This window comes from Luteolibacter sp. SL250 (genome assembly GCF_026625605.1).
Lineage (GTDB): Bacteria > Verrucomicrobiota > Verrucomicrobiia > Verrucomicrobiales > Akkermansiaceae > Luteolibacter.
This window is the reverse complement of record NZ_CP113054.1, coordinates 1,649,998-1,669,983: the sequence shown is the minus strand read 5'-3', so window position 1 is coordinate 1,669,983 and position 19,986 is coordinate 1,649,998. Positions and strand designations below refer to the sequence as shown.

Below are 19,986 nucleotides of genomic sequence, written 5' to 3'. Positions count from 1 at the left end.
TCCGAATGCAGCAATTCATTGCAATTCAAGCGATTTTTTCCGACTTTAATGCGGCTTTCTAACTGAATTCTTTCGCTATCCCGTAGCGTCGATCCAGCGCCCGATCGCCAGGCTCCCTTAAAGCTGACGGCATTCAGAATTTTCTGCTCAGGCAGTTGGAAGCCGCCATTCCGTACCGCCACGGGCGTTCCTCAGCCCGGCTGATACCAATCCTTCGCCCCGTGATGATCTCCACCTGGCCACCCCGTCTGATCCCGGTGGATCTTCCCTCCAGGAAATTCAAACCATGGTGATTTCCATTGATTTCCAAAGCTTTGGTAAGTTTCCCGGGTCCTGAACAAAGTCCCTTCTCATCGGAAACTCCACGTCGTTGGCGCATTTTATCCAAACCCACGGTGGGCTCCAACGCCCTGAATAAGACAAATCCGTTCCCCTCCTGGGATTTGGTCAATACATTGAACAGCCAATGAACTCCGTAGTTGAGGTAGACGTAGGCAGCACCGGCATCGTGTCCGGCGATGAACCTGCGGGCACCCGGGCGGTTCCAGGTGTGGCACGCCGGATCATCGAATTCTTCATAGGATTCAGTCTCAACAATACGACCTTCACAGCCGTTCCACCGAAAGATGCACCCGATGAGCTCCCGCGCACAGACCCCGGGTGGGCGACGGAAGAAATCCGGGGTGAGATCCGCTCCGGGGAGCTGGACGGTGATCCAGGTTTTCAAAGTCCGGTCGGGTGGTCGATGAAGCTCCATGGAGTGCCTAGACGCTCTCCCAGCATGGCGGCAAGCGCCTTCACGCCGAAGGTTTCCGTCGCGTAATGTCCGGCATAGAGCAGGTTCACGCCCAATTCCTCCGCCAAGGGATAGCTCCAATGAGGACCCTCTCCGGTGATGAAGGTATCAATACCTTCCGCAGCCGCCTTCGCGATCTCACTTCCCGCCCCTCCCGTGGCCAGTCCGACGCGCGAAATCTCCGCCGGACCGCCGGGACAGAGATGCACCGGCCCGCCAACCGCCTTTCCAACGGTGGAAACGAGCGAATCCCTCCCACCCCGCCAAGTGCCGCGCAGGCCCATCGCCAGCCCTTTGGTTTCCATGAATGGCGTGATCTCCTCCAGGTCGATCGCCTGTGCGAGGCGGATGTTGTTCCCCCACCGAGGATGGAAATCCAGCGGCAGATGGGACGCATAGATTGCCAGATCCGCATCCATCGCCGTCCGTATCTTCCGGTAAAACGCGCCGGTGAGCGCCTGGGCACCCTGCCAGAACATGCCATGGTGGACAATGAGGAGGCCGGGACCACCAACCGCAGCCTTTGTGATGACCGGCAGGGAAGCATCCACCGCGGCAATGATACGGGGAACCCCGCCGGAGTTCTGGAGCTGGAGACCATTCATGGCCCCCGGGTAGTCCGGAATCCCGGTCGTATTGAGTTCCCCATCCAGATACGCCACCACCTCATCGAGAAAAGCCATGCCGGACGCTAGTCGTGGCGGCTCCAGATGACAACTCCGGGCGTATCCGCCACCTCCGCACCTGCCATGAAATTGGCGAGGTCCGGCGGCAGATCCGAACGCCATTCCACCTTTCCGCCCGCCCAGGGCACTTCAAGCACCGCCGCATGCAGCGCATGGCGCGGCAGATGCAGGCGGGACTTCAGATCCTCCGTCCAACCGGTACGCATCCACTCGATGTATTCCGCACCGTCTCCCGAATAGAGCTTGTCCCCCACGATGGGATGGCCGCCGTGGGCGAGATGGACCCGGAGCTGGTGCATTCGCCCGGTTTCCGGAAAGCAGCGGACGAGGGAAAATCTGCCCTCCACACGCTCGAAACGCCGCTCGACGAGGAAACGCGTGGAACATGGCTTCCCTCCTTCATGTGCGATCTGGCGAACCCATATGGTGGACGTGCCGATCTCACCGGCACGCAGGATGGGCACGCGGCATTCCCACTCATCCATTTCCGGCCAGCCATGGACCAAGGCGAGGTATTCCTTCCGCGCCTCCCGTCTCTCGAAAACCATTCCCAGTTCCCGCGCTGCGGCGGTGTGCATGGCCACCAGCACGATGCCGCTGGTGTCACGGTCCAGCCGCGTGACAATGGCCGGGCAGGCGCCGTTCTCCATCTCGTAGGAAAAGAGAATCTCGATCCCACCGAGCAAGGTCGGCTCCGGCTTGCGGTTCGCCGGATGGACGATGAGCGGAGCGGGCTTGTTGACCACGATCCAGTCCGGTGATTCGGCGATCACCTGGAAATCAACGACCACCTGGAGGCTCATGACACAGAAAATGAATCAACTACCGACGCTAAGGAAGATGCACCGGCCCCGGCATCCGGACAGAATGATGCCAGCGGCCCGGATGACTCCGGTCCGCTGGCATATCAGATCAAAAGGTCAAACCAAGTCCTAGGACTTGTAGCGGAGGCGCTTCTTGTGGCGGTTCTGCTTCATGCGCTTCTTGCGCTTGTGCTTGTTGATCTTGGTCTTACGGCGTTTCTTGATGGAGCCCATGGCTGTTGCGTTCGGGGTTGGTTTGCGATGAAAGGGTGAGGATCAGGGAACGATCTTGTTGAGCGGATACTCGATGATCCCTTCGGCTCCGAGGAGCTTGAGGGCCGGGATAATGTCCCGAACGATCACTTCGTCAATCACTGTCTCCACGGCGACCCAACCTTCTTCCGCAAGCTGGGAGACGGTGGGACGGCGGAGGGACGGGAGTTTTTCGAGCACTTCCGGCAGTTTCGCCGTTGGCAGGTTCATCTTGAGACCCACTTTTCCGCGTGCGGCGAGAGCGCCCTTGATGAGCAGGGCGATGCGCTCCATCTTTTCCTTTTTCCAAGGATCGAGCGTCGCTGTCTTGCTGGCGTAGAAGTGCGGGAACGAGGTGAGGAGGGTGTCAACGATGCGCAGACGGTTGGCCTTGATGGAGGAACCGGTCTCGGTCACGTCCACGATGGCATCCACCAGATCCGGCACCTTCACCTCGGTGGCACCCCAGGAGAATTCGACATCGGCGGTGATGCCCTTCTGCTTCAGATAACGCTCGGTGATGCCGACGCCTTCGGTGGCGATGCGCTTGCCCTGAAGGTCTTCCGGTTTCTGGATCGGGGAATCTTCCGGTACGACCAACACCCACTTCGTCGGGCGCACGGTGGCACGGGAATAAGGAAGCTCGGCGAGATCGACCAGGTCATCCTCATATTCGCAGGCCCAGTCGTAGCCGGTGATGCCGCAGTCCAGGAAGCCCTGGCTGATGTAACGACCGACTTCCTGGGCACGGATGAGGAAGACATCCAGTTCGGAGTCGTTCGAAGCGGGGCGCAGTCCACGGGACGAAACATAGATTTCGTAGCCCGCCTTCGAGAGCAGCTCGATGGTGGGCTGCTCAAGGCTGCCCTTTGGAATGGCGATCTTGAGTGTGTTTTCCGGCATGAAGGGGCCGGGGTTTACGCCCCCTATCCTGGGGAATCAAGCCAAGTTTCTGAAAAAGCGGGGCAATGTCCCCGCAACGGAATGAAATTCTCCGCTTCCCGGCTGAAGATCCCCTCACCTGCCGCCCAACTTTCCCGCACCAATTCGGTCCGGCGTTCCTCCAGTTCCCGCCGGATGGCGGACAGCCCGGCGATGTCCAGCGTGCCTTCCGCGAGGGGTTCCAACGACTCCTCCAGCACATCCAGATCATTGAGGTTCCCCAGATGCTCGGACAGCTCGTGCAACGTCCCGATCCGTGGATGCTCCCCACCCTCCCCGCCGGGCTGCATCACCAGGTCCAGTTGGTGGCGCAGCGTCTTGCAGGCCTTCCGCCAGTCGTGGAAATTCTCCGCCACGGGGTGGATCAGCGTGCGGCGCATGGCCAGCCGCGCCTTTTCAAAAGAACGGAAAAGCGCGCCCTCCATCTGTTTGCCCAGCCCTTCGGAGGGAACCACCCAGACACGCAGGCGGCGGCGTGCGCCGCGGAGCAGTGTCATCACTTCATCCGCCGCTTCTTCCAAATCCTCCGTCTTCACCGTCCCCTGATGAACGGACTGGATGCGCTCCACAGCCTCCTCCAGCGCCCTGCGCGCGGCGGGGTCGGACTGGTCCACCAGGTTTTTCACGAGTTGCAGCCTCACTTCCGCATCGCGGAAGGCGGAGAGCAGCCGCCCGGCATTGCGGAGATCTCTTTGCAGCTTCCGGTGGCGGCGTTTCCCCAGGGTATCCTGCAGCAGCCGCACCAACGCGCGCAGCCGCTTCAGGTCCTTGCGCACCTCATGGACGGCCTCCGCGGGTTGTTCGCGAATCCTCCGCAACCATTTCAAGGATCCGGCGATCCTGCGGCCGGAGATTCTCCGGATTTCATCATCCAGGTCCGCCGCGGGGTCGATGTGGTTGCGATGATTCATGGAGCTGCCGCTGTCGGGTCGTCCGCAGAGTCCCGTCGCGTGCGGGGACCGGCAACCGATATTGTGCCGGTCCGTGTGACAATGTGCGATGCCTCAGTGCTTCACCACGCGGAGCATCGGCCTGCCAACCGGGAAGGCGTGGGCGTGGGATGCGGACCTGTCCGGCAGGCGGCCCGCCACCATGCGGTCGATGTGGAACAGCAGCACCGTATCCCCATCCACATCCCGGCGTTCCGGCGGCGTGTAGGTGGCGGTGTGGAGCGCGCGCTTGCTGAGCTTCACCTCATCAATCGAACCCTGGAACGAACGGCCCGGGAGGCCATCCGCAGTGGTGTCCGCGCCGATGTAGAGGGGCAGCTTGTTGCGCGTGCGCTTGCCGGAGGCGGGTGCTGCGGCGACCTGCTTGCCATCCACATAGAGCCTCGCTTCGGAGCCATCATAGACGGCGGCCAGATCCGTCCAGACTCCCGGCTTGAGGACCGGCCCGGACTTCAGGCGCACGTATTTGCCATTCAGGTGGACGACGAAATGCACTTCGTTGCCACGGGAAATCAGGCCGTATTCCGAGTCCTGGGTCTTCGAGACGATGCCGCAGGAATCCAGCAGCGCCTCCGGATACACGCGGGCCTCCAGGGTGAACGGGCCGTCCGGCAGATCATAGCCGGCGGACTCCACCTTCATCCCGGACTCACGGTCCCGCATGTGGGCTGCGGTGGTTTCCTCCGCCGGGATGAATGCCTCATCCGGCAGTTGGCCGAGGCGGATTTCCAGTGGGATCACCTTCGGCGGCAGTTGGGTCCGCTTTTCACCTTCCAGGAGGTAGGTGTCCATGGTCAGTCCGGGGACGCGGTATTTACCGCCAAAGCCCGCGCCATCGCTGGCGACATCAAAGCTCACCGTTCCTTTGCCGCCGGGCGGGATGGTGGCGGTGCGGCTGGCCGGGGTGACGGTCCAGCCCTTGGAATCCCTCACGGTCACGGTGACCTCCAGCGGATGCTTCGTGGGGTTGGGGATTTCCAGCGGGTAGGCGGCGGAGCCCTTGCCAGCGGCGTCCAGTTCGAAGGGAGTCACCGCCTTCGGCCGGATGGCGCGCGCGCGGGAGATCTCATTCGTGCGCTCCGCGGTGTGGATGGAAGGATCCATCACGCTGCCGACGGGGATGGTGGAGACACTCACGCCATCCGCACGCACGGAGACGAGGTTGATGTGGTGGAGGAATCCGGCGTCCGGGTAGTTGCCCGCGCTGTTACCGCCGGTGGTGGCCAGCGTGTGGTACTGGATGCCGTCCTTCACACCATCGTGCCGCAGGCGGTGGATATGCCCGGCGAAGCAGGCGCGCACCCCGCCATGGGCGGCCAGCATGCCGTGCACCTCCGCCCAGTTGCTGCCGGGGTAGCGGTCCAGGTCCCAGCGCGGCTGGTGCATGAAGACGAAGACATTCTTCAGGTCCTTCATCTCCTCCAGCGACTTCCGGACCCACGCGAGCTGCGGCCCGCTGAACTTCTGCTGCGCCGGGTCCTTGAACGAGCGGCGCACGTCGGGCGTGTCCAGGTTCCCTTCATCCGAGAAGAGGACGAGGAAGCCACTGCCCTTGTGCGCGAACCAGTACCACAGCGGGCCGAAATGCTTCTCATAGGACGCCTCGTGCTCGCCCTGTGGCTTCCCATCGCCGCGGAAGTAGATGTCATGGTTTCCCGCGACTGGGAACCACGGCATGCGCAGCTTCCCCATGGTGCCGCGGTATTCCTTCATCTGGGTGAGCCATTCCTCCGTGCCATTGTAGCCCTGCACCAGGTCGCCGATGGTCATGACCAGATCCGGACTGATGAGGTTGGTCTCCGCTACCGCTTGCTCCAGCACCTTGATGCCTGCGGGCACGCCGCCGGTGCGGTCGCCGAAGACGGCGAAATCGAACGACTCCGCCTTGTCCGGCAGCGGCAGCGCCAGCGGGGCCGGACGGTCCGTGTGGATCTGGGCGGAGACGCCGTTGGCAGCGGCGAGCAGGAGCAGGCAGGTGAAGGCCGGGATGAAGGGTCTCATGTGGATGGAGTCAGGGTTTCGGGTTTCACGGCGGAGGCACCGCAGCACAGGCATACGGAGGCAGACACCGCCGGTGTTGCAGGCACCGGTTATTTCTCCCAGGCCACCCGGCGGAAACCACCGTGGAGTGACAATAGCTTCGCAAACGCATGCTTCCCCCCGGCGGCCATGATATTCCTGGTCCATGGCAGCTATGAAATGGTTACGATACGGAATCGCCATCACCACCGCCCTCATGGGCTGCCTCCCTGCGGCGGCGAAGGAGTTCAAGGTGATCAGTTGGAACGTCCTCTATGGCTTCAACCGGGGTGAACGGATCACCGAAGGTGCGGAGTGGCTGAGGAAGCAACAACCGGATGTGGTGGCGCTGCAGGAGCTCAACGGCTTCGACGAAAAGAAACTCGCGGAAACTTCCGCCATCTGGGGGCACGGCCACAGTGCCATCCTGAAGCTGGATGGCTTTCCCGTGGGACTGACCTCCCGCACCCCCATCACGGTGGTGGCGAAAATCCGCGAGGGCCTGTGGCATGGCTGCCTGCACGTCCGCACGGCGGACACCGACTTTCTGGTGATCCACCTCTGCCCCCACGACCGCACCGTGCGGGTGGGGGAAATGGAAAAGCTGGTCCCGGTGGTGAAAGGACTGCTGGGGGAAAACCGCCGCCTCTTCGCCCTTGGGGATTTCAACGACAAGTCGCCGCTCGACATCGACTTCACCAATGCCCAGCGGATCCTCATCGGGTCGGCGAAGCCCACGAACCTGACCGGAGGGAAGTTCTCCGCTCAGGTGGTCGGCGGTTTCATGGACGCGGGGCTGGTGGACTCCTGCGCGCCGCTGCCCGCCAACTTTTCCGTGCCCACCCGCATGAAACCACACGCCGCGGACCCGACCGATCAGGTGAAGTATCTCCAGAGGATCGATCTCATCCTCACAGATCCCCGCACGGCGGCGGAGGTCCGCACCGTGCATACCAGCCAGGATGTGGTGCTCAACTCCATCTCCGACCACTACCCGGTCATCCACTCCAGCGAGCGGGCGGAATAGTGGAAAATATCAACCGCCAATGGACGCCAATGGACGCCAATGGGAAAAATCATCGGCTGAAGGATTCTTGTCCATTGGCGTTCATTCGCGGTTGAACCACCTCCCTCCGGCTTTTCTTGCGTCTTGTCTCTCCGCCGTGCCGCCCTAGATTCCCGCCATGCCACGCCTCGCCCTGCTCCAGTCCGCCACCTTCTCCAGCAAAGAGGAAGCGTTCGACCACCATGAAAAGCTGATCCGCGAGGCAGCGGCAGGCGGCGCACAGATCGTGGCAACCCAGGAGCTTTTCCTGACCCCGTATTTCTGCACCGTGGAGGACACGGAGCGTTTCGACCTTGCCGACAAGCTTCCGGGACCGGTGACGGACCGCCTTGGCAAGCTGGCGGCGGAGCTGGGCATCGTCCTCATTTCCTCACTCTTCGAACACCGGGGACCCGGCCTCTACCACAACACCGCCGCGATCCATGATGCGGACGGCAGCCTGCTGGGCCTCTACCGGAAGTCCCACATCCCGCAGGACCCCGGCTTCGAGGAAAAATTCTACTTCACGCCCGGGGACACCGGCTGGCCGGTGTGGGACACGCGCTTCGGCAAGATCGGCGTCCTCATCTGCTGGGACCAGTGGTACCCTGAGGCCGCCCGACTGATGGCGCTGGGCGGTGCGGAGCTGCTCATCTACCCGACGGCGATCGGCTGGCTGCCCGCGGAAAAGGAGGAACTCGGCGCGGCCCAGCACTGCGCCTGGGAGACGGTGCAGCGCGGCCATGCGGTTGCGAACGGCTGCTACCTCGCCGCCATCAACCGCAGCGGCACCCACGACGGCACCGAATTCTGGGGCCGATCCTTCGTAGCGAACCCCTACGGTGAGCTGGTCGCGAAGGCTTCCACGGAAAACGAGGAGATCCTCTACCACGACGTGGACTACAAGAAGGTGGAGGATTTCCGCCGGATCTGGCCTTTCTTCCGCGACCGCCGCATCGACGCCTATGGCGATCTGACGAAGCGCTGGAGGGCGTGACAGGGACGACGCCGAAAATCCTCGCCGGATGACCAACCCCGGAGGAGCATGAACGGACCGTGCCGCGATTCCTGAAAAAAGCCGCGCTCCTTTTCCTTCTCTCCGCCTGTTTTCCGGGAGACCTCCTCGCGCAGACGCCGAAGATCGACCCGAAGGCACCGGTCCTGACCACGGCCAGCGCGATCGCACGGCTCCCGAACACGTCGCTGCTGCAACCGGCGGTGAGCCTGGCGTCAGCCACCATCACGTTCATCGATCCGAATGGCACCACCTTCATCCGGGATGAAAGCGGGGCGACGTTTTTCCGCAGCAGCCGCTCCAGCAGCTACCAACCCGGACAGATGATCTCCATCAAGGGGGTGAGATTCCCCGGTCTGTATATCGGCGGCATCATCCCCTCGAAGGTGGACGTCCTTTCCGCAGGCCCTCCGCCCCAACCCCGGACACTCACGCTCCGCGAACTGGAAACCGGCCAGCACCACTATGAATTCGTGGAAGTGACGGGCGTCGGCCGTTCTTTCGAACTCACCGGGGAGACCACCGGCAAACTCCGCCTGAACGTGGAAGGCGGCATCCTGGAGGTCCAGTTCGACCAGGCACCGGAGGACGGATCCTCCCTGGTTGATGCCGAGGTACGTATCCGGGGACTGGCGGCAGGAGCCATCAATGACCACCGGCAGCTCGTTTATCCCTATCTCCGTGCGAGCGACGGAAACTCGATCACAGTCATCCAGTCTCCTCCAGCGGATCCCTATGGAACGGCGGACACACCGCTGTCTTCGCTTTTCGACTTTGCCAGGGCGGGTGCGGCCAGCCACCGGGTGAAAATTTCCGGAACCGCCCTGGGACCGCAGATCCATGGCAGCGTGTTCATCCGCCAGGACAACCGCAGCGTCCGCGTCATCATGGCCGGTCCATCCCCGGGACTACGGGCAGGAGACCATGTGGAGGCTCTGGGGTTTCCTGAAATGGGGGGATTCAGTGCGATGCTGGCGGACGCCACACTGCGGGTCACCTCACATGGCCAAGCCCCTCCCCCAGCCATCAAGCCGGGAGCGACCCAGATCAACAGCGGCGCGCTCGACGCGGATCTCGTCACCATCGAGGGCACGGTCATCCAGCAACTCGCGGACGACAGCACCTTCATCATCCGGACCCCCACGGATACCCTCCGCATCATCTCCCACGGTTGGAAGCTGCCTCCGGTCGATCCGGGGAGTGAAGCACGCTTCACCGGCATCTGGCTGGTCAAGGAGGTGCGGAGCACCAGCCGGAGCTACCGGGCAGCCCCAGCCGCCCATGAACTCTGGCTGCGCTCACCGGATGATGTCACCCTCCTTTCAGCCCCCAGTTGGTGGAACTCAACCAAGCTGTCCATCATGCTCGGCGTGGTGGCCGGAGCCGCTCTCCTCGTCCTCGTCTGGGCGGCTGTCCTGCAACGCCAGGTCGCCCGCCAGGTGAAGATCATCGAGGTGAAGGCCCAACGAGAAGCGATGATCGAGGAACGCCAGCGCATCGCCCGCGAGTTCCACGATACACTCGAACAGGAGCTGGCCGGGCTGTCCCTGCGGCTGGATGCCGCAGTGCCCCGGGTGGCCGATGAAAAGGCGAAGGGCTTGCTCGACCAGTTGCGGAAGCTCCTTTTCCGGCTCCAGACGGAAACCCGGGATTTCGTATGGGACCTGCGGGATGAGTCCCAGCATTCCGAGCCGCTGGAAACCTCGCTCGGCATCCTCATCGACCACCTGCAGACCACCACCGTCATCCCGCTGGACTACTCCGCGATGGCGGACCTGCCCGCAGTCCCTCCCCTGGTCCAGCACCATCTGCTGCGGATCGCACGGGAGGCTGTCAACAACGCCATCAAATACTCGTCCGCGAAGCGTGTCCGGATTTCCCTCACCCACGCACCCGGCGCCATGCACCTCAAGGTGGAGGATGATGGCGCGGGCTTTGACGTCGGAGGGAAGTCTAACGCGTCCGGCCACTTCGGGCTGCAGGGGATGAAAGAGCGCGTGCGCAAGCTGGGCGCGGAGCTGGACATCCGCAGCAAGCCCGGTGAAGGCGCCTGCGTGGAAGTCGTGCTTGCCATCCCTTCCGCCGCATAGGAACAGTCACCCCATGCAGGATGCCTCCCAACCGTTGCGTCTCCTTCTGGTGGACGACCATTTCGTGGTCCGCAGCGGGCTGGCCGCATCCCTCGCCCTGGAGGATGACATGAGCGTGGTCGCGGAGGCCGCCGACGCGAACGAAGCCGTCACCGCGTATGAGACCCACCACCCGGACGTCGTGCTGATGGACCTGCAGATGGGTGAAACCAATGGTGTGGATGCCGTTTCCCGGATCTCCCAAGACCACCCCGCGGCGAGGATCCTGGTCTTCTCATCGTTCGCACGGGACGAGGACATCTACCGCGCCATCCGCGCCGGGGCGCTCGGCTACCTGCAGAAGGCCGCCCCGCGGGAAGACCTGCTGGAGGCCGTGCGCCAGGTTTCCAAGGGCAACCGCTACCTGCCGCGGGAGATCGCCCAGCGGCTGGCCGAACGGCTCAGCCGTCCGGAACCCAGCCCGCGAGAGCGGGAGGTGCTGGCCCTCATCGCCAAGGGCCGCAGCAACAAGGAAGTCGCATCCGACCTGGGCCTCAGCGAGGACACCGTGAAACGGCACGTGAGCAACCTGATGGCGAAGCTTGGTGCCCAGGACCGCACCCAGGCCGTCACGGAAGCCCTGCGCCGCGGGTTGATCGAAGTCTGAGGGCGGCTCCCTGCCATATCACCCGAAAGTGGGAGTACCCTCTCCCCCTTTTACCGAATTGCACCGGAACGGATTCCGGCGTTTCATGCAGGTAGTTCCAACCCATGTCTCCGCTCCGTTCCAGCACCTACCTCACCCTCGCCGCGGCGTCCGCCGTGGCGATCGCCTTCGCCGCCAACGACGCGGACCAGGCGGATTCCCCGGATGCCACCAATGACGCCCCGCCGCAGGAAGCCGCGCAGAACGACTCGGTGAAAATCCCGGTCATCCCGCCGCTCGTCAAATGGACCTTTGACGGCGACTTCCCCGGCAAGCCCGGAGGCAAGGCGAAGATCTCCGGCAACGGGCCGCAGGCACCGATCTATCCATCGTTCGCAGCGGGCAACATGGCGCTCGACCTGGAAGGCGGCGACGGATCGATCCTGGTGAAGGAAACGGATGTCCCCGGGGTGAACCTGCGCTTCGTCCAAGGTGAAACCATCACCATCGAGGCATGGGTGAGGATCGAAGATCTCAAGAACGGCTCCTACATCTACCTCATCGGCAAGGGCCGGAACCGCAAGAAGGCTTTCACCGCTGAGAACCAGAACTGGGCGCTGCGCCTGAAGAACGAAGGCGGCGAGGCGCTCCCGACCTTCCTTTTCCGCAGCCGCAACGAGAAGACCAAGGAAGAAGGCTACCACCGCTGGGTGGCCGCGGAGGGCTTCACCGCCGGCTCCGGCTGGCACCATGTGGCCGTCACCTACACTTTCGGCAAGCCGGACAGCGTCACCGCCCATGTCGATGGCAAGAAGATCACGAAAGGTGCCTGGGACATGGCGGGCAAAACCACCGAGCCTCCGGTGAGCGATGCGGATGACGTCATGATCGGCACCGGCAACGGTGGAGGTCCAGGCAACACGCTCAACGGTTCCATCGATGAGGTCGCCGTGTACCGCGGTGCCGTTGCGGACGCCACCCTCTCCCAGCGCTACGTGTTCGTCCCGCCGCCAGCCGTCGTGGAGGTCGCCCAGATCCCCGCCGGAAAGGTGCTCGTCCAGATCTGTGAGAAAGTTCCGCCGAAGAATTCCTGGCCGGCCATCCAACCTCCTGAAAGCGAACACTACACGGAGGATGTCTTCGGCTTCTTCGAGCTGCCCCACAAATACGTGGACACTGGTGTCCGTGAGGACCGGCCGATCCCGAGCATCATGCGCGCCTCCGCAAAGGTGAAGATCCCCGCCGGCAAGCACCGCCTGCTGGTCCGCGCCCGCAGTTCCTCCCGGCTCCATATCGACGGCAAGCAACTGATCCTGACCTCCTTCACCAAGGCGGACAGCGGCGGCCACAACCATGTTTCTGAACAGGACAAGTTCCTCGATCTCGGCGGCGCGGACTTCCGCTTCGCGCCTCCCGGCACGGAGGAAGCCTGGTGCGAATTCGAAACGAAGGGCGGCGAGCACCTCGTGTCCTTCGAAACCATGGTCGGCGGAGTCGTCGGCAACGCGCGCCGCAGACCGGAGATCGGCGAGGCGGTCGTGGCCATCTCCCACCAAGGCACGGACACATGGGAACTGCTCTCCCCAGGCTCCCGCAAAGTCGCCTACAATGACAAGGGCTGGACGGAATACGAAACCGAACGCCGTGCCTGGCTCCAGGATTTCAACCAGCAGCGCCGTGCGGATGCCCGCGCGAAGCACGCCGCCTACTGGGACAAGCGCAGGAAGGAAGCGGAGAAGTATCTTTCCTCGGCACAGCAGGTCCCCGCCCCGGCGGCGGTGTCCGGCTATCCGGAAGGCAACGCCATCGACCGCTTCGTCAACCAGAAGATCGACAAGGTGGCCCACCAGTACTCCGAAGCGAAGAAGGAAGGCGTGAACTTCTACAAGGAAGTGATGCCCATTCTGGAAACAAAGTGCTTCAGTTGCCACCAGGGCAACAAGACGAAGGGCGACCTCCAGCTCAACACGCTGGAACACGCCATCAAGGGTGGCAAATCCGATGGACCGGCCATCACCCCCGGACACGCGGACAAGAGTTCCCTCTACGACCGCATCACCCAGACGGATGAGGACTACATCATGCCACCGAAGGGTGATCCGCTGACCAAGGAGCAGCAGGAACTCATCAAGCGCTGGATCGACGAAGGTGCGAACTGGCCGGAGCTGAACGTGGAATACACCGATGTCACGGGCCTGAGCGACGACCTCTCCTTCCTGCGCCGTGTCTCCCTGGACACCATCGGCGTGCCGCCGACCGTGGAGGAAATCGAGGCTTTCACCAAAAGCACGGACAAGGACAAGCGCGCAAAGACGATCGACCGCCTGCTCGCGGATGACCGATGGGCGGACAAGTGGATGGGCTACTGGCAGGACGTCCTCGCGGAGAACCCGAACATGCTCAACCCCACGCTCAACAACACGGGCCCGTTCCGCTGGTGGATCCATGAGTCCCTGCTGGATGACAAGCCGCTGGATCTTTTCGTCACCGAACTGGTGCGGATGAACGGCAGCAACCGCTTCGGTGGCCCCGCCGGATTCGGTGTGGCCGCAGGAAATGACGTGCCGATGGCTCAGAAAGGCACCATCGTCAGCACCGCCTTCCTCGGCATCGAGATGAAGTGCGCGCGCTGCCATGACGCACCGGCCCATGAAAGCACGCAGGAGCAGCTTTTCCAGCTCGCGGCGATGCTGGAGACAAAACCCGTCGGCGTGCCCGCCACCAGCAGCGTGCCGATGGACAAACTTTCCGTGGGCGGCCGCAAGCCGCTGATCAAGGTGACGCTGCCTCCCGGCTCGAAGGTGACCCCGGCATGGCCATTCGGAAAATTCGTCGCGGAAGATGTGGGCCTCGCGCTGGCGGAAGACCAGAAGAGCACCCGTGACGTGCTGGCCGCCCTGATCACCGCGCCACAGAACGAACGCTTCGCCCAGGTGATGGCCAACCGCATCTGGAAGCAGTTCATGGGACGCGGCATCGTCGAGCCCGTCGAGGATTGGGAGAAGAACGAGCCGACCCACCCGGAGCTTCTGAAATGGCTGGGCCGTGAACTGGTGCGCCAGAACTACAGCATGAAGAACCTGGCACGGGTGATCCTCAACTCGAACGCCTATCAGCGCGCGATCGACACCCGCCTGCGTGACACCAGCCCGCTCTACACCTCCCCCGCCCCGCGCCGTCTGGATGCGGAGACCATCGTGGACGCCCTCTTCGCCTCGACCGGCAAGCCGTTCCGCACGGAGGAGGTCAGCCTGGACATCGACGGCCGCCGGGACCTGAAGAACTCCATCTCCCTCGGCAAGCCGACCCGGGCGTGGATGCTGACCAGCACTTCAAACGAGCGTGACCGTCCGTCCCTCGCCCTGCCACGCATCCAGGCCGTCGCCGACGTGCTGGAGGCCTTCGGCTGGAAGGGCGCCCGCCAGGATGCGACCAACGCACGGGAGATTTCCCCGAACGCGCTGCAACCCGCCATCATCAGCAACGGCACCATGGGCATCTGGCTCACCCGCCTGAGCGATGACCATGGCATGACGGAACTGGCGCTGCAGGACCAGACGGTGGACCAACTGCTGGACCAGATGTTCCTCCGCATCCTCACCCGCAAGCCGAACGACCAGGAACGCGCGAAATACAGCGCCTATCTCGCCGCCGGTTTCGACACCCGCGTGAAGAGCACCACCATCCCCGTTGCCGTGAAGGCCGAGCGCCGCCCGGAGAAGTATGTCTCCTGGTCGAACCACCTGGACGCCGCCGCGAACGTGCTGCGCCACGAGCAGCAGCTCGCCGCCCGTGCCGGTGACCCGCCGACCGGACGCCTGGACGCCGACTGGCGCCAGCGCATGGAGGACGTCCTGTGGGCGGTCCTCAACTCCCCCGAACTTGTATTCAACCGCTGATTCCTCCATTTCATCCCAACGCGAAAAACCATGAACCGCCGTTCCTTCCTCAAAACCTCCGCCTTCGCCTCACTGGCCGGCCCGGCTCTGGCGAACACCACCCATGTTGCCTCCATGCCGAAGGGCAAGGCCGAGCACTGCATCTTCATCTGGCTCGGCGGTGGCATGTCCCAGATCGACACCTTCGACCCGAAACGCCGCGGCACCGGCAAGAAGCCGATGGTCGCCGGCTCCGACTATGAGTCGATCCCGACGGTCGTTCCCGGCGTGAACGTGACGGAGCATCTGGGCAACTGCGCGAAGCTGATGGACCGCATGACCGCCGTGCGCACCGTCCACCACGGTTCCGGCCAGGAGCACGCCATCGCCACCAACTTCGTCCACACCGGCCGGCCGATCAGCGGCAGCACCATCTATCCGTCCATCGGCTCGATCGTGGCGCACCAGCGCGGCTCCGCGAACCCGAAGGTGCCCGCCTACATGCTCATCGGCTTCCCCAGCGTCAGCCGCGGCCCGGGCTTCCTTGGCTCGAAGTATGGGAACATCTACCTCACGGACGTGAAGGCCGGCCCCGCCGGGTTCACCCGTCCGGAATACCTCGACACGAAGCGGATGGACGCGCGCAAGCAACTGCTGGAGCCGATCACCGCCGGTGTGCCGAAGGACTCCACCATCGCCGACTATGAATCCGCCCAGGTCGAGGCGCTGCGTCTCGCCGGGCCGGAGTTCATCCGCAACTTCGACCTGTCGAATGAACCGTCCGACATCCGCAACGGCTACGCCGGTGAGTTCGGCGAGCGCTGCCTCGTCGCCCGCCGCCTGATCCAGGACGGCGTGCGTTTCGTGGAGGTCTCCCACAACCCGGGCTGGGTGAACGGCACCGGCTGGGACACCCACAACGCGGGCCAGCTCCAGCAGCACGTCCTCATCCGTGAACTCGACCAGGTGCTTGCCACACTGATCAAGGACCTGGAGCAGAAGAAGCTCCTGGACAAGACGTTGGTCGTGGTCGCCACGGAGTTCGGCCGTCCGCCGGAGTTCGATGGCGGCGGCGGCCGCGGCCACCAGGCAGCCGCCTTCACCATGGTCCTCGCCGGCGGCGGACTCAACCACAAGGGCGCCTACGGCACCACGGACGACCTTTCAAAGAAGATCGCCGAGAAACCGGTCTCCACCCCCGACTTCCACGCCACCATCCACGCCGCGCTCGGCATCAATCCGAGCCACGAGCTGATGGACTCCACGCGCCCGGTGCCCATCACCGATGGCGGTGTGCCCATCGCCGCGTTGTTCACCTAAGCTGTGGCTGGGCCAACCCGGCCCAAGCTGTTACCGAATCCCAATGGAATGCTCCGGACGAAAGTCCGGAGCATTTTTTTGGGGAGCCTGTGATTCTACGGGGGCGGGACCTATCAGACAGCACCCTGAAAAGACGGGGCTGGAAGTCCCGGCATCGGCTTGGGCCAGGATGACCCAGCCACATCCACGTAAAGCCCGCCCCTTCAGATCGCCCTCACTGAAAGATTCTCTCCGTCTTCCACGAATAGCTTCCCCTTCCCGCAAAATCTCCCAGACTGACGCCTGAACCCATGATCCGCCGACTTTCCCCGCTGCTCGCCCTCACCCTCGCCGCCCACGCGCAGGACAAGAAAGCCTATGACAAGGCGAACGATCCGTTCGCCCAGGAGGGCAATCCGCCGCCTTCCATCACGAAGCTCACCCCGGAGCAGGAGGCGGAGATCCTGAAAGGGGTCACCGTGCCGGAGGATTTCGACGTTTCCCTGTTCGCCACGGCTTCCGCCGCGAACTATCCGGTGTTCCTCGCTGCCGCCCCGAACGGCGATCTCTACGTCGCCAGCGACGGCAACGGCGCGCAGGGCAAGGCACCGAAACGCGGACGGGTCATCCGCCTGCGTGACACGGACGGCGACGGCCGTGCGGATGAGACAAAGGTTTTCTGCGAGATCGACTCCCCGCGCGGCGTGCTGTGGGACAACGACCGCCTGTATGTGATCCACCCGCCGCACCTGACGGCCTTCATCGACAAGGACGGCGACGGAGTTGCGGAAGAAAGCAAGCGCCTGGTCAGCGACATCGCCTTCGGCTTCCCGGACCGCCCGGCGGACCACACCACCAACGGCATCAGCATGGGGGTGGACGGCTGGCTCTACATCGCGGGCGGTGACTTCGCCTTCATAAAGGCGACCGGTTCCGATGGAAAGACGCTCCAGCACCGCAACGGCGGCGTCATCCGCGTGAGGCCTGACGGCTCCGACATCCAGATCTACGCGACCGGCACACGGAACATCCTGGAGGTGGCCATCAGCCCGGAGATGGACATGTTCACCCGGGACAATACGAACGACGGCGGCGGCTGGAACGTGCGCTTCCACCAGTTCACCGGCATCGGCGACCACGGCTATCCACGGCTCTATAAGAACTTCGGCGACGAGATCATCCAGCCCATCGCGGACTACGGCGGTGGCTCCGGCTGCGGCGCGGTGTACATCGACGAGCCGGGCTTCGGGGAGTGGAACAATGCGCCGTTCACCGCGGACTGGGGCACCGGCGCGCTGTGGCGCCACAGCCTGAAAATCAAGAGCGCCGCCTTCACTGAGACCGAACCGCCGAAGCCGTTCATCAAGCTCTACCGCCCGACCGATGGTGACGTGGACGCCATGAGCCGCGTCTATCTGGCGAGCTGGAAAGGCGCGACTTTCAACTGGGAAGGTCCGGAAGTCGGCTTCATCGTGCAGGTGAAGCCGAAGGGCTTCACGCCCGAACCGCTGCCGGATTTCCGCAAGGCATCCGACGCGGACCTGGTGAAGCTTTGCGAATCCGAAAGCTATCGCCGCCGGATTGAGGCGCAGCGTGAGCTGATGCGCCGGGGACTGCCAGACGCCGCGGTCAGCGGGCTCACCGCGCTCGCCGCGGATCCCGCGAAGCCCATCGCCGCGCGTGCCGCCGCCCTTCTGGCCTTCACTCATTTCCCGGAAAAGGGCAAGGCACTCTCTGAGGCTATCGCAAAGCTCCCCGCCGATCCCGCGTTTGATGCCTTGGTCGCCCGCGGTACCGCCGAAGACGCGGACTGGGTGGCGAAGAAACATGATGGCAGCTTCACCATCCCGAAGGGTTGGAAAAACCAGCCCTCCACCCTGGTGCAGCTCAACCGGATGATCTCCGCCTCCCCGGCGTGGAACCGCGCCACACGGAAAGCGGTCTTCAATCTCACGCTGGGCAACTCCGACACGCTCGTCCGCCACACCGCCGTCCAGGCGCTGGCAAAGATGCAGGACCATGAGTTGGCCTTCAGCTATCTGGCGGATGCCGCCGGTGACACCACGGAGCCGGGCAACACCACGGGCGGACCGCAACACGATCCGGAATCCCGCGGTCGACCGGACGCCCTGCAGGCCCTCGCCCGCATGCACAAGCCGGAGGTTGTCACCGGTCTGATCGGATGGCTGGGCAAGACCAAGGACCTGGAAGAACGCCAGGGCATCCTCTCCGCCCTCTGCCGCCTTTATTTCCACGACGGCGAATGGAAGGGCGACTCCTGGGGCACCCGTCCGGACACGCGCGGACCGTACTACCAACCGGAGGCATGGAGCGAGACGCCACGCGTGGCGGAAGCGCTCAAGGAAGCCCTCGCCGGTGCCGGTGCGGAGGAATCCGCCTTCCTGGTGAAGGAAATGAACCGCAACCGCATCCAGTCCAACGACGCGCTGGAGAAGGTTCTCTCGCTGGCCGAAAAAGACCCGAAACTGATGCCGGATGCCGCCGCCCAGCTCGCCACCGCCGAGACCATCCCGGTCAAGGCCATCCCCCTGCTCATCACCGCCGCCAACACGGACCCGGCCTCCATGGAGCCGACCGCCGCCGCCACCCTGCTGATGAACGTCATCATTTCCCTGTCGAAGACGGACAGCACCGAGGGCATCGTCGCATGCCTCCAGACGCTGGAGACACTCTCGAAGGTGTCCGGCGCGCGGAAGGAAAATGAGGCCGCGCAGAACGCCTTCCTCGACTCCCAGAAGCTGGAGAACCACCACCACGCACTGGAGGAAGAGGCCGCGAAGGTCGGGACGCCCGCCGCACGCTGGGCGGATGCCGCGCTCCTCAAGCTCAGCGCGCGCAAGGACGGAACGCCGGAATCCCGCGCCGCCGCCACCAACGCGCTGGACGAGGGATGGAAGGACACGAAGCGCCGCGTGCAGATCCTCCGCGCCGTCGCCCAGCTCAAGCACAACCATTATGCGGACAAGGTGCTCGCCGCCCTGGACGATCCTGACAAGGAGGTGGCCAAGGTCGCGCAGAACGCCGCCAAGGGCATGAAACTGGAGAAGAAAACCGCCGCCAGCGGCCCGCTCGTCGGCTCGCTGAAAAACGAGGAGGTCATCAAACGGATCATGAAAACGAAGGGTGACGCCGCCGCCGGTGAGCAGATCTTCAACCGCGTCTCCTGCAACACCTGCCACACCACGGAAGAGAGCCAGCCGCAGAAAGGCCCCTACCTTGGCAACATCGCCCAGACCTACAAGCGGGCCGAACTGGCCGAGGCCATCCTTGATCCGAACAAGACGGTTTCCCAAGGCTTCGCCACCAACGCCATCACCACCAAGGACGGCCACAGCCACGTCGGCTTTGTGACGTTCGAAAGCGCGGAGAAAGTGACCCTGCGGGACATCACCGGAAAGGAAACCAACATCGACGCCAAGAACATCGCCAGCCGCGAGAAGCCGCCGATCTCGATGATGCCGCCCGGCCTCGCCGCCAGCCTCACCATCAAGGAATTCGCCGGCCTGCTCGACTATCTGGAAGCGCTGTCGAAGAAGTGATCCTCGGTGAAGCGAGGATGCCAGCC

At 63.7% G+C, this 19,986-nt stretch carries 14 protein-coding genes; 7 read left to right on the top strand and 7 right to left on the bottom strand.

The window, feature by feature from the left end; genetic code table 11:
* Nucleotides 1–133: 133 nt before the first annotated feature.
* The 7 genes from OVA24_RS07350 to OVA24_RS07320 form a co-directional block, all read right to left on the bottom strand.
* A complete protein-coding gene (locus OVA24_RS07350; RefSeq protein ID WP_267674550.1) occupies nucleotides 134–727 on the bottom strand; it encodes a DNA-3-methyladenine glycosylase in 594 nt (197 codons plus the stop codon).
* Nucleotides 724–1,479 (bottom strand): Nif3-like dinuclear metal center hexameric protein, encoded by a 756-nt coding sequence (locus OVA24_RS07345; RefSeq protein ID WP_267674549.1) that lies wholly within the window; start codon nucleotides 1,477–1,479, stop codon nucleotides 724–726. The genes OVA24_RS07350 and OVA24_RS07345 overlap by 4 nt, the downstream gene beginning before the upstream one ends.
* A gap of 8 nt (nucleotides 1,480–1,487) precedes the next feature.
* Nucleotides 1,488–2,285, bottom strand: coding sequence for an RluA family pseudouridine synthase (locus OVA24_RS07340; protein WP_267674548.1), 798 nt, complete (start codon nucleotides 2,283–2,285; stop codon nucleotides 1,488–1,490).
* 129 nt (nucleotides 2,286–2,414) lie between these two features.
* A complete protein-coding gene (locus tag OVA24_RS07335) occupies nucleotides 2,415–2,519 on the bottom strand; it encodes an AURKAIP1/COX24 domain-containing protein (RefSeq protein ID WP_200267957.1) in 105 nt (34 codons plus the stop codon).
* A 42-nt stretch (nucleotides 2,520–2,561) separates the two neighbouring features.
* Nucleotides 2,562–3,440 carry an ATP phosphoribosyltransferase gene (gene hisG / locus OVA24_RS07330; RefSeq protein ID WP_267674547.1) on the bottom strand — a complete coding sequence of 293 codons (879 nt, stop codon included), beginning with the start codon at nucleotides 3,438–3,440 and terminating at the stop codon, nucleotides 2,562–2,564.
* 23 nt (nucleotides 3,441–3,463) lie between these two features.
* Nucleotides 3,464–4,390, bottom strand: coding sequence for a CHAD domain-containing protein (locus tag OVA24_RS07325; protein ID WP_267674546.1), 927 nt, complete (start codon nucleotides 4,388–4,390; stop codon nucleotides 3,464–3,466).
* Between the two features lie 93 nt (nucleotides 4,391–4,483).
* Nucleotides 4,484–6,430: a LamG-like jellyroll fold domain-containing protein gene (locus tag OVA24_RS07320; RefSeq protein WP_267674545.1), complete on the bottom strand. Its 1,947-nt coding sequence runs from the start codon at nucleotides 6,428–6,430 to the stop codon at nucleotides 4,484–4,486.
* A gap of 193 nt (nucleotides 6,431–6,623) precedes the next feature.
* Between OVA24_RS07320 and OVA24_RS07315 the strand changes: the two genes are divergently transcribed.
* The 7 genes from OVA24_RS07315 to OVA24_RS07285 all read left to right on the top strand — a co-directional run bounded on the left by OVA24_RS07315 (nucleotide 6,624) and on the right by OVA24_RS07285 (nucleotide 19,960).
* The gene (locus OVA24_RS07315) at nucleotides 6,624–7,475 is read left to right on the top strand and encodes an endonuclease/exonuclease/phosphatase family protein (protein ID WP_267674544.1); all 852 of its coding nucleotides are present in this window, start codon (nucleotides 6,624–6,626) and stop codon (nucleotides 7,473–7,475) included.
* A 157-nt stretch (nucleotides 7,476–7,632) separates the two neighbouring features.
* Nucleotides 7,633–8,490: a carbon-nitrogen hydrolase gene (locus OVA24_RS07310; RefSeq protein WP_267674543.1), complete on the top strand. Its 858-nt coding sequence runs from the start codon at nucleotides 7,633–7,635 to the stop codon at nucleotides 8,488–8,490.
* Between the two features lie 59 nt (nucleotides 8,491–8,549).
* The gene (locus OVA24_RS07305) at nucleotides 8,550–10,598 is read left to right on the top strand and encodes a sensor histidine kinase (RefSeq protein WP_267674542.1); all 2,049 of its coding nucleotides are present in this window, start codon (nucleotides 8,550–8,552) and stop codon (nucleotides 10,596–10,598) included.
* A gap of 13 nt (nucleotides 10,599–10,611) precedes the next feature.
* The gene (locus tag OVA24_RS07300; RefSeq protein WP_267674541.1) at nucleotides 10,612–11,244 is read left to right on the top strand and encodes a response regulator; all 633 of its coding nucleotides are present in this window, start codon (nucleotides 10,612–10,614) and stop codon (nucleotides 11,242–11,244) included.
* 104 nt (nucleotides 11,245–11,348) lie between these two features.
* Entirely contained in the window at nucleotides 11,349–15,122 is a 3,774-nt protein-coding gene (locus tag OVA24_RS07295; protein WP_267674540.1) for a DUF1553 domain-containing protein, read from the top strand.
* A 30-nt stretch (nucleotides 15,123–15,152) separates the two neighbouring features.
* Entirely contained in the window at nucleotides 15,153–16,421 is a 1,269-nt protein-coding gene (locus OVA24_RS07290; RefSeq protein WP_267674539.1) for a DUF1501 domain-containing protein, read from the top strand.
* Between the two features lie 290 nt (nucleotides 16,422–16,711).
* Nucleotides 16,712–19,960 carry a DUF7133 domain-containing protein gene (locus OVA24_RS07285; protein ID WP_267674538.1) on the top strand — a complete coding sequence of 1,083 codons (3,249 nt, stop codon included), beginning with the start codon at nucleotides 16,712–16,714 and terminating at the stop codon, nucleotides 19,958–19,960.
* Nucleotides 19,961–19,986 lie beyond the last annotated feature (26 nt).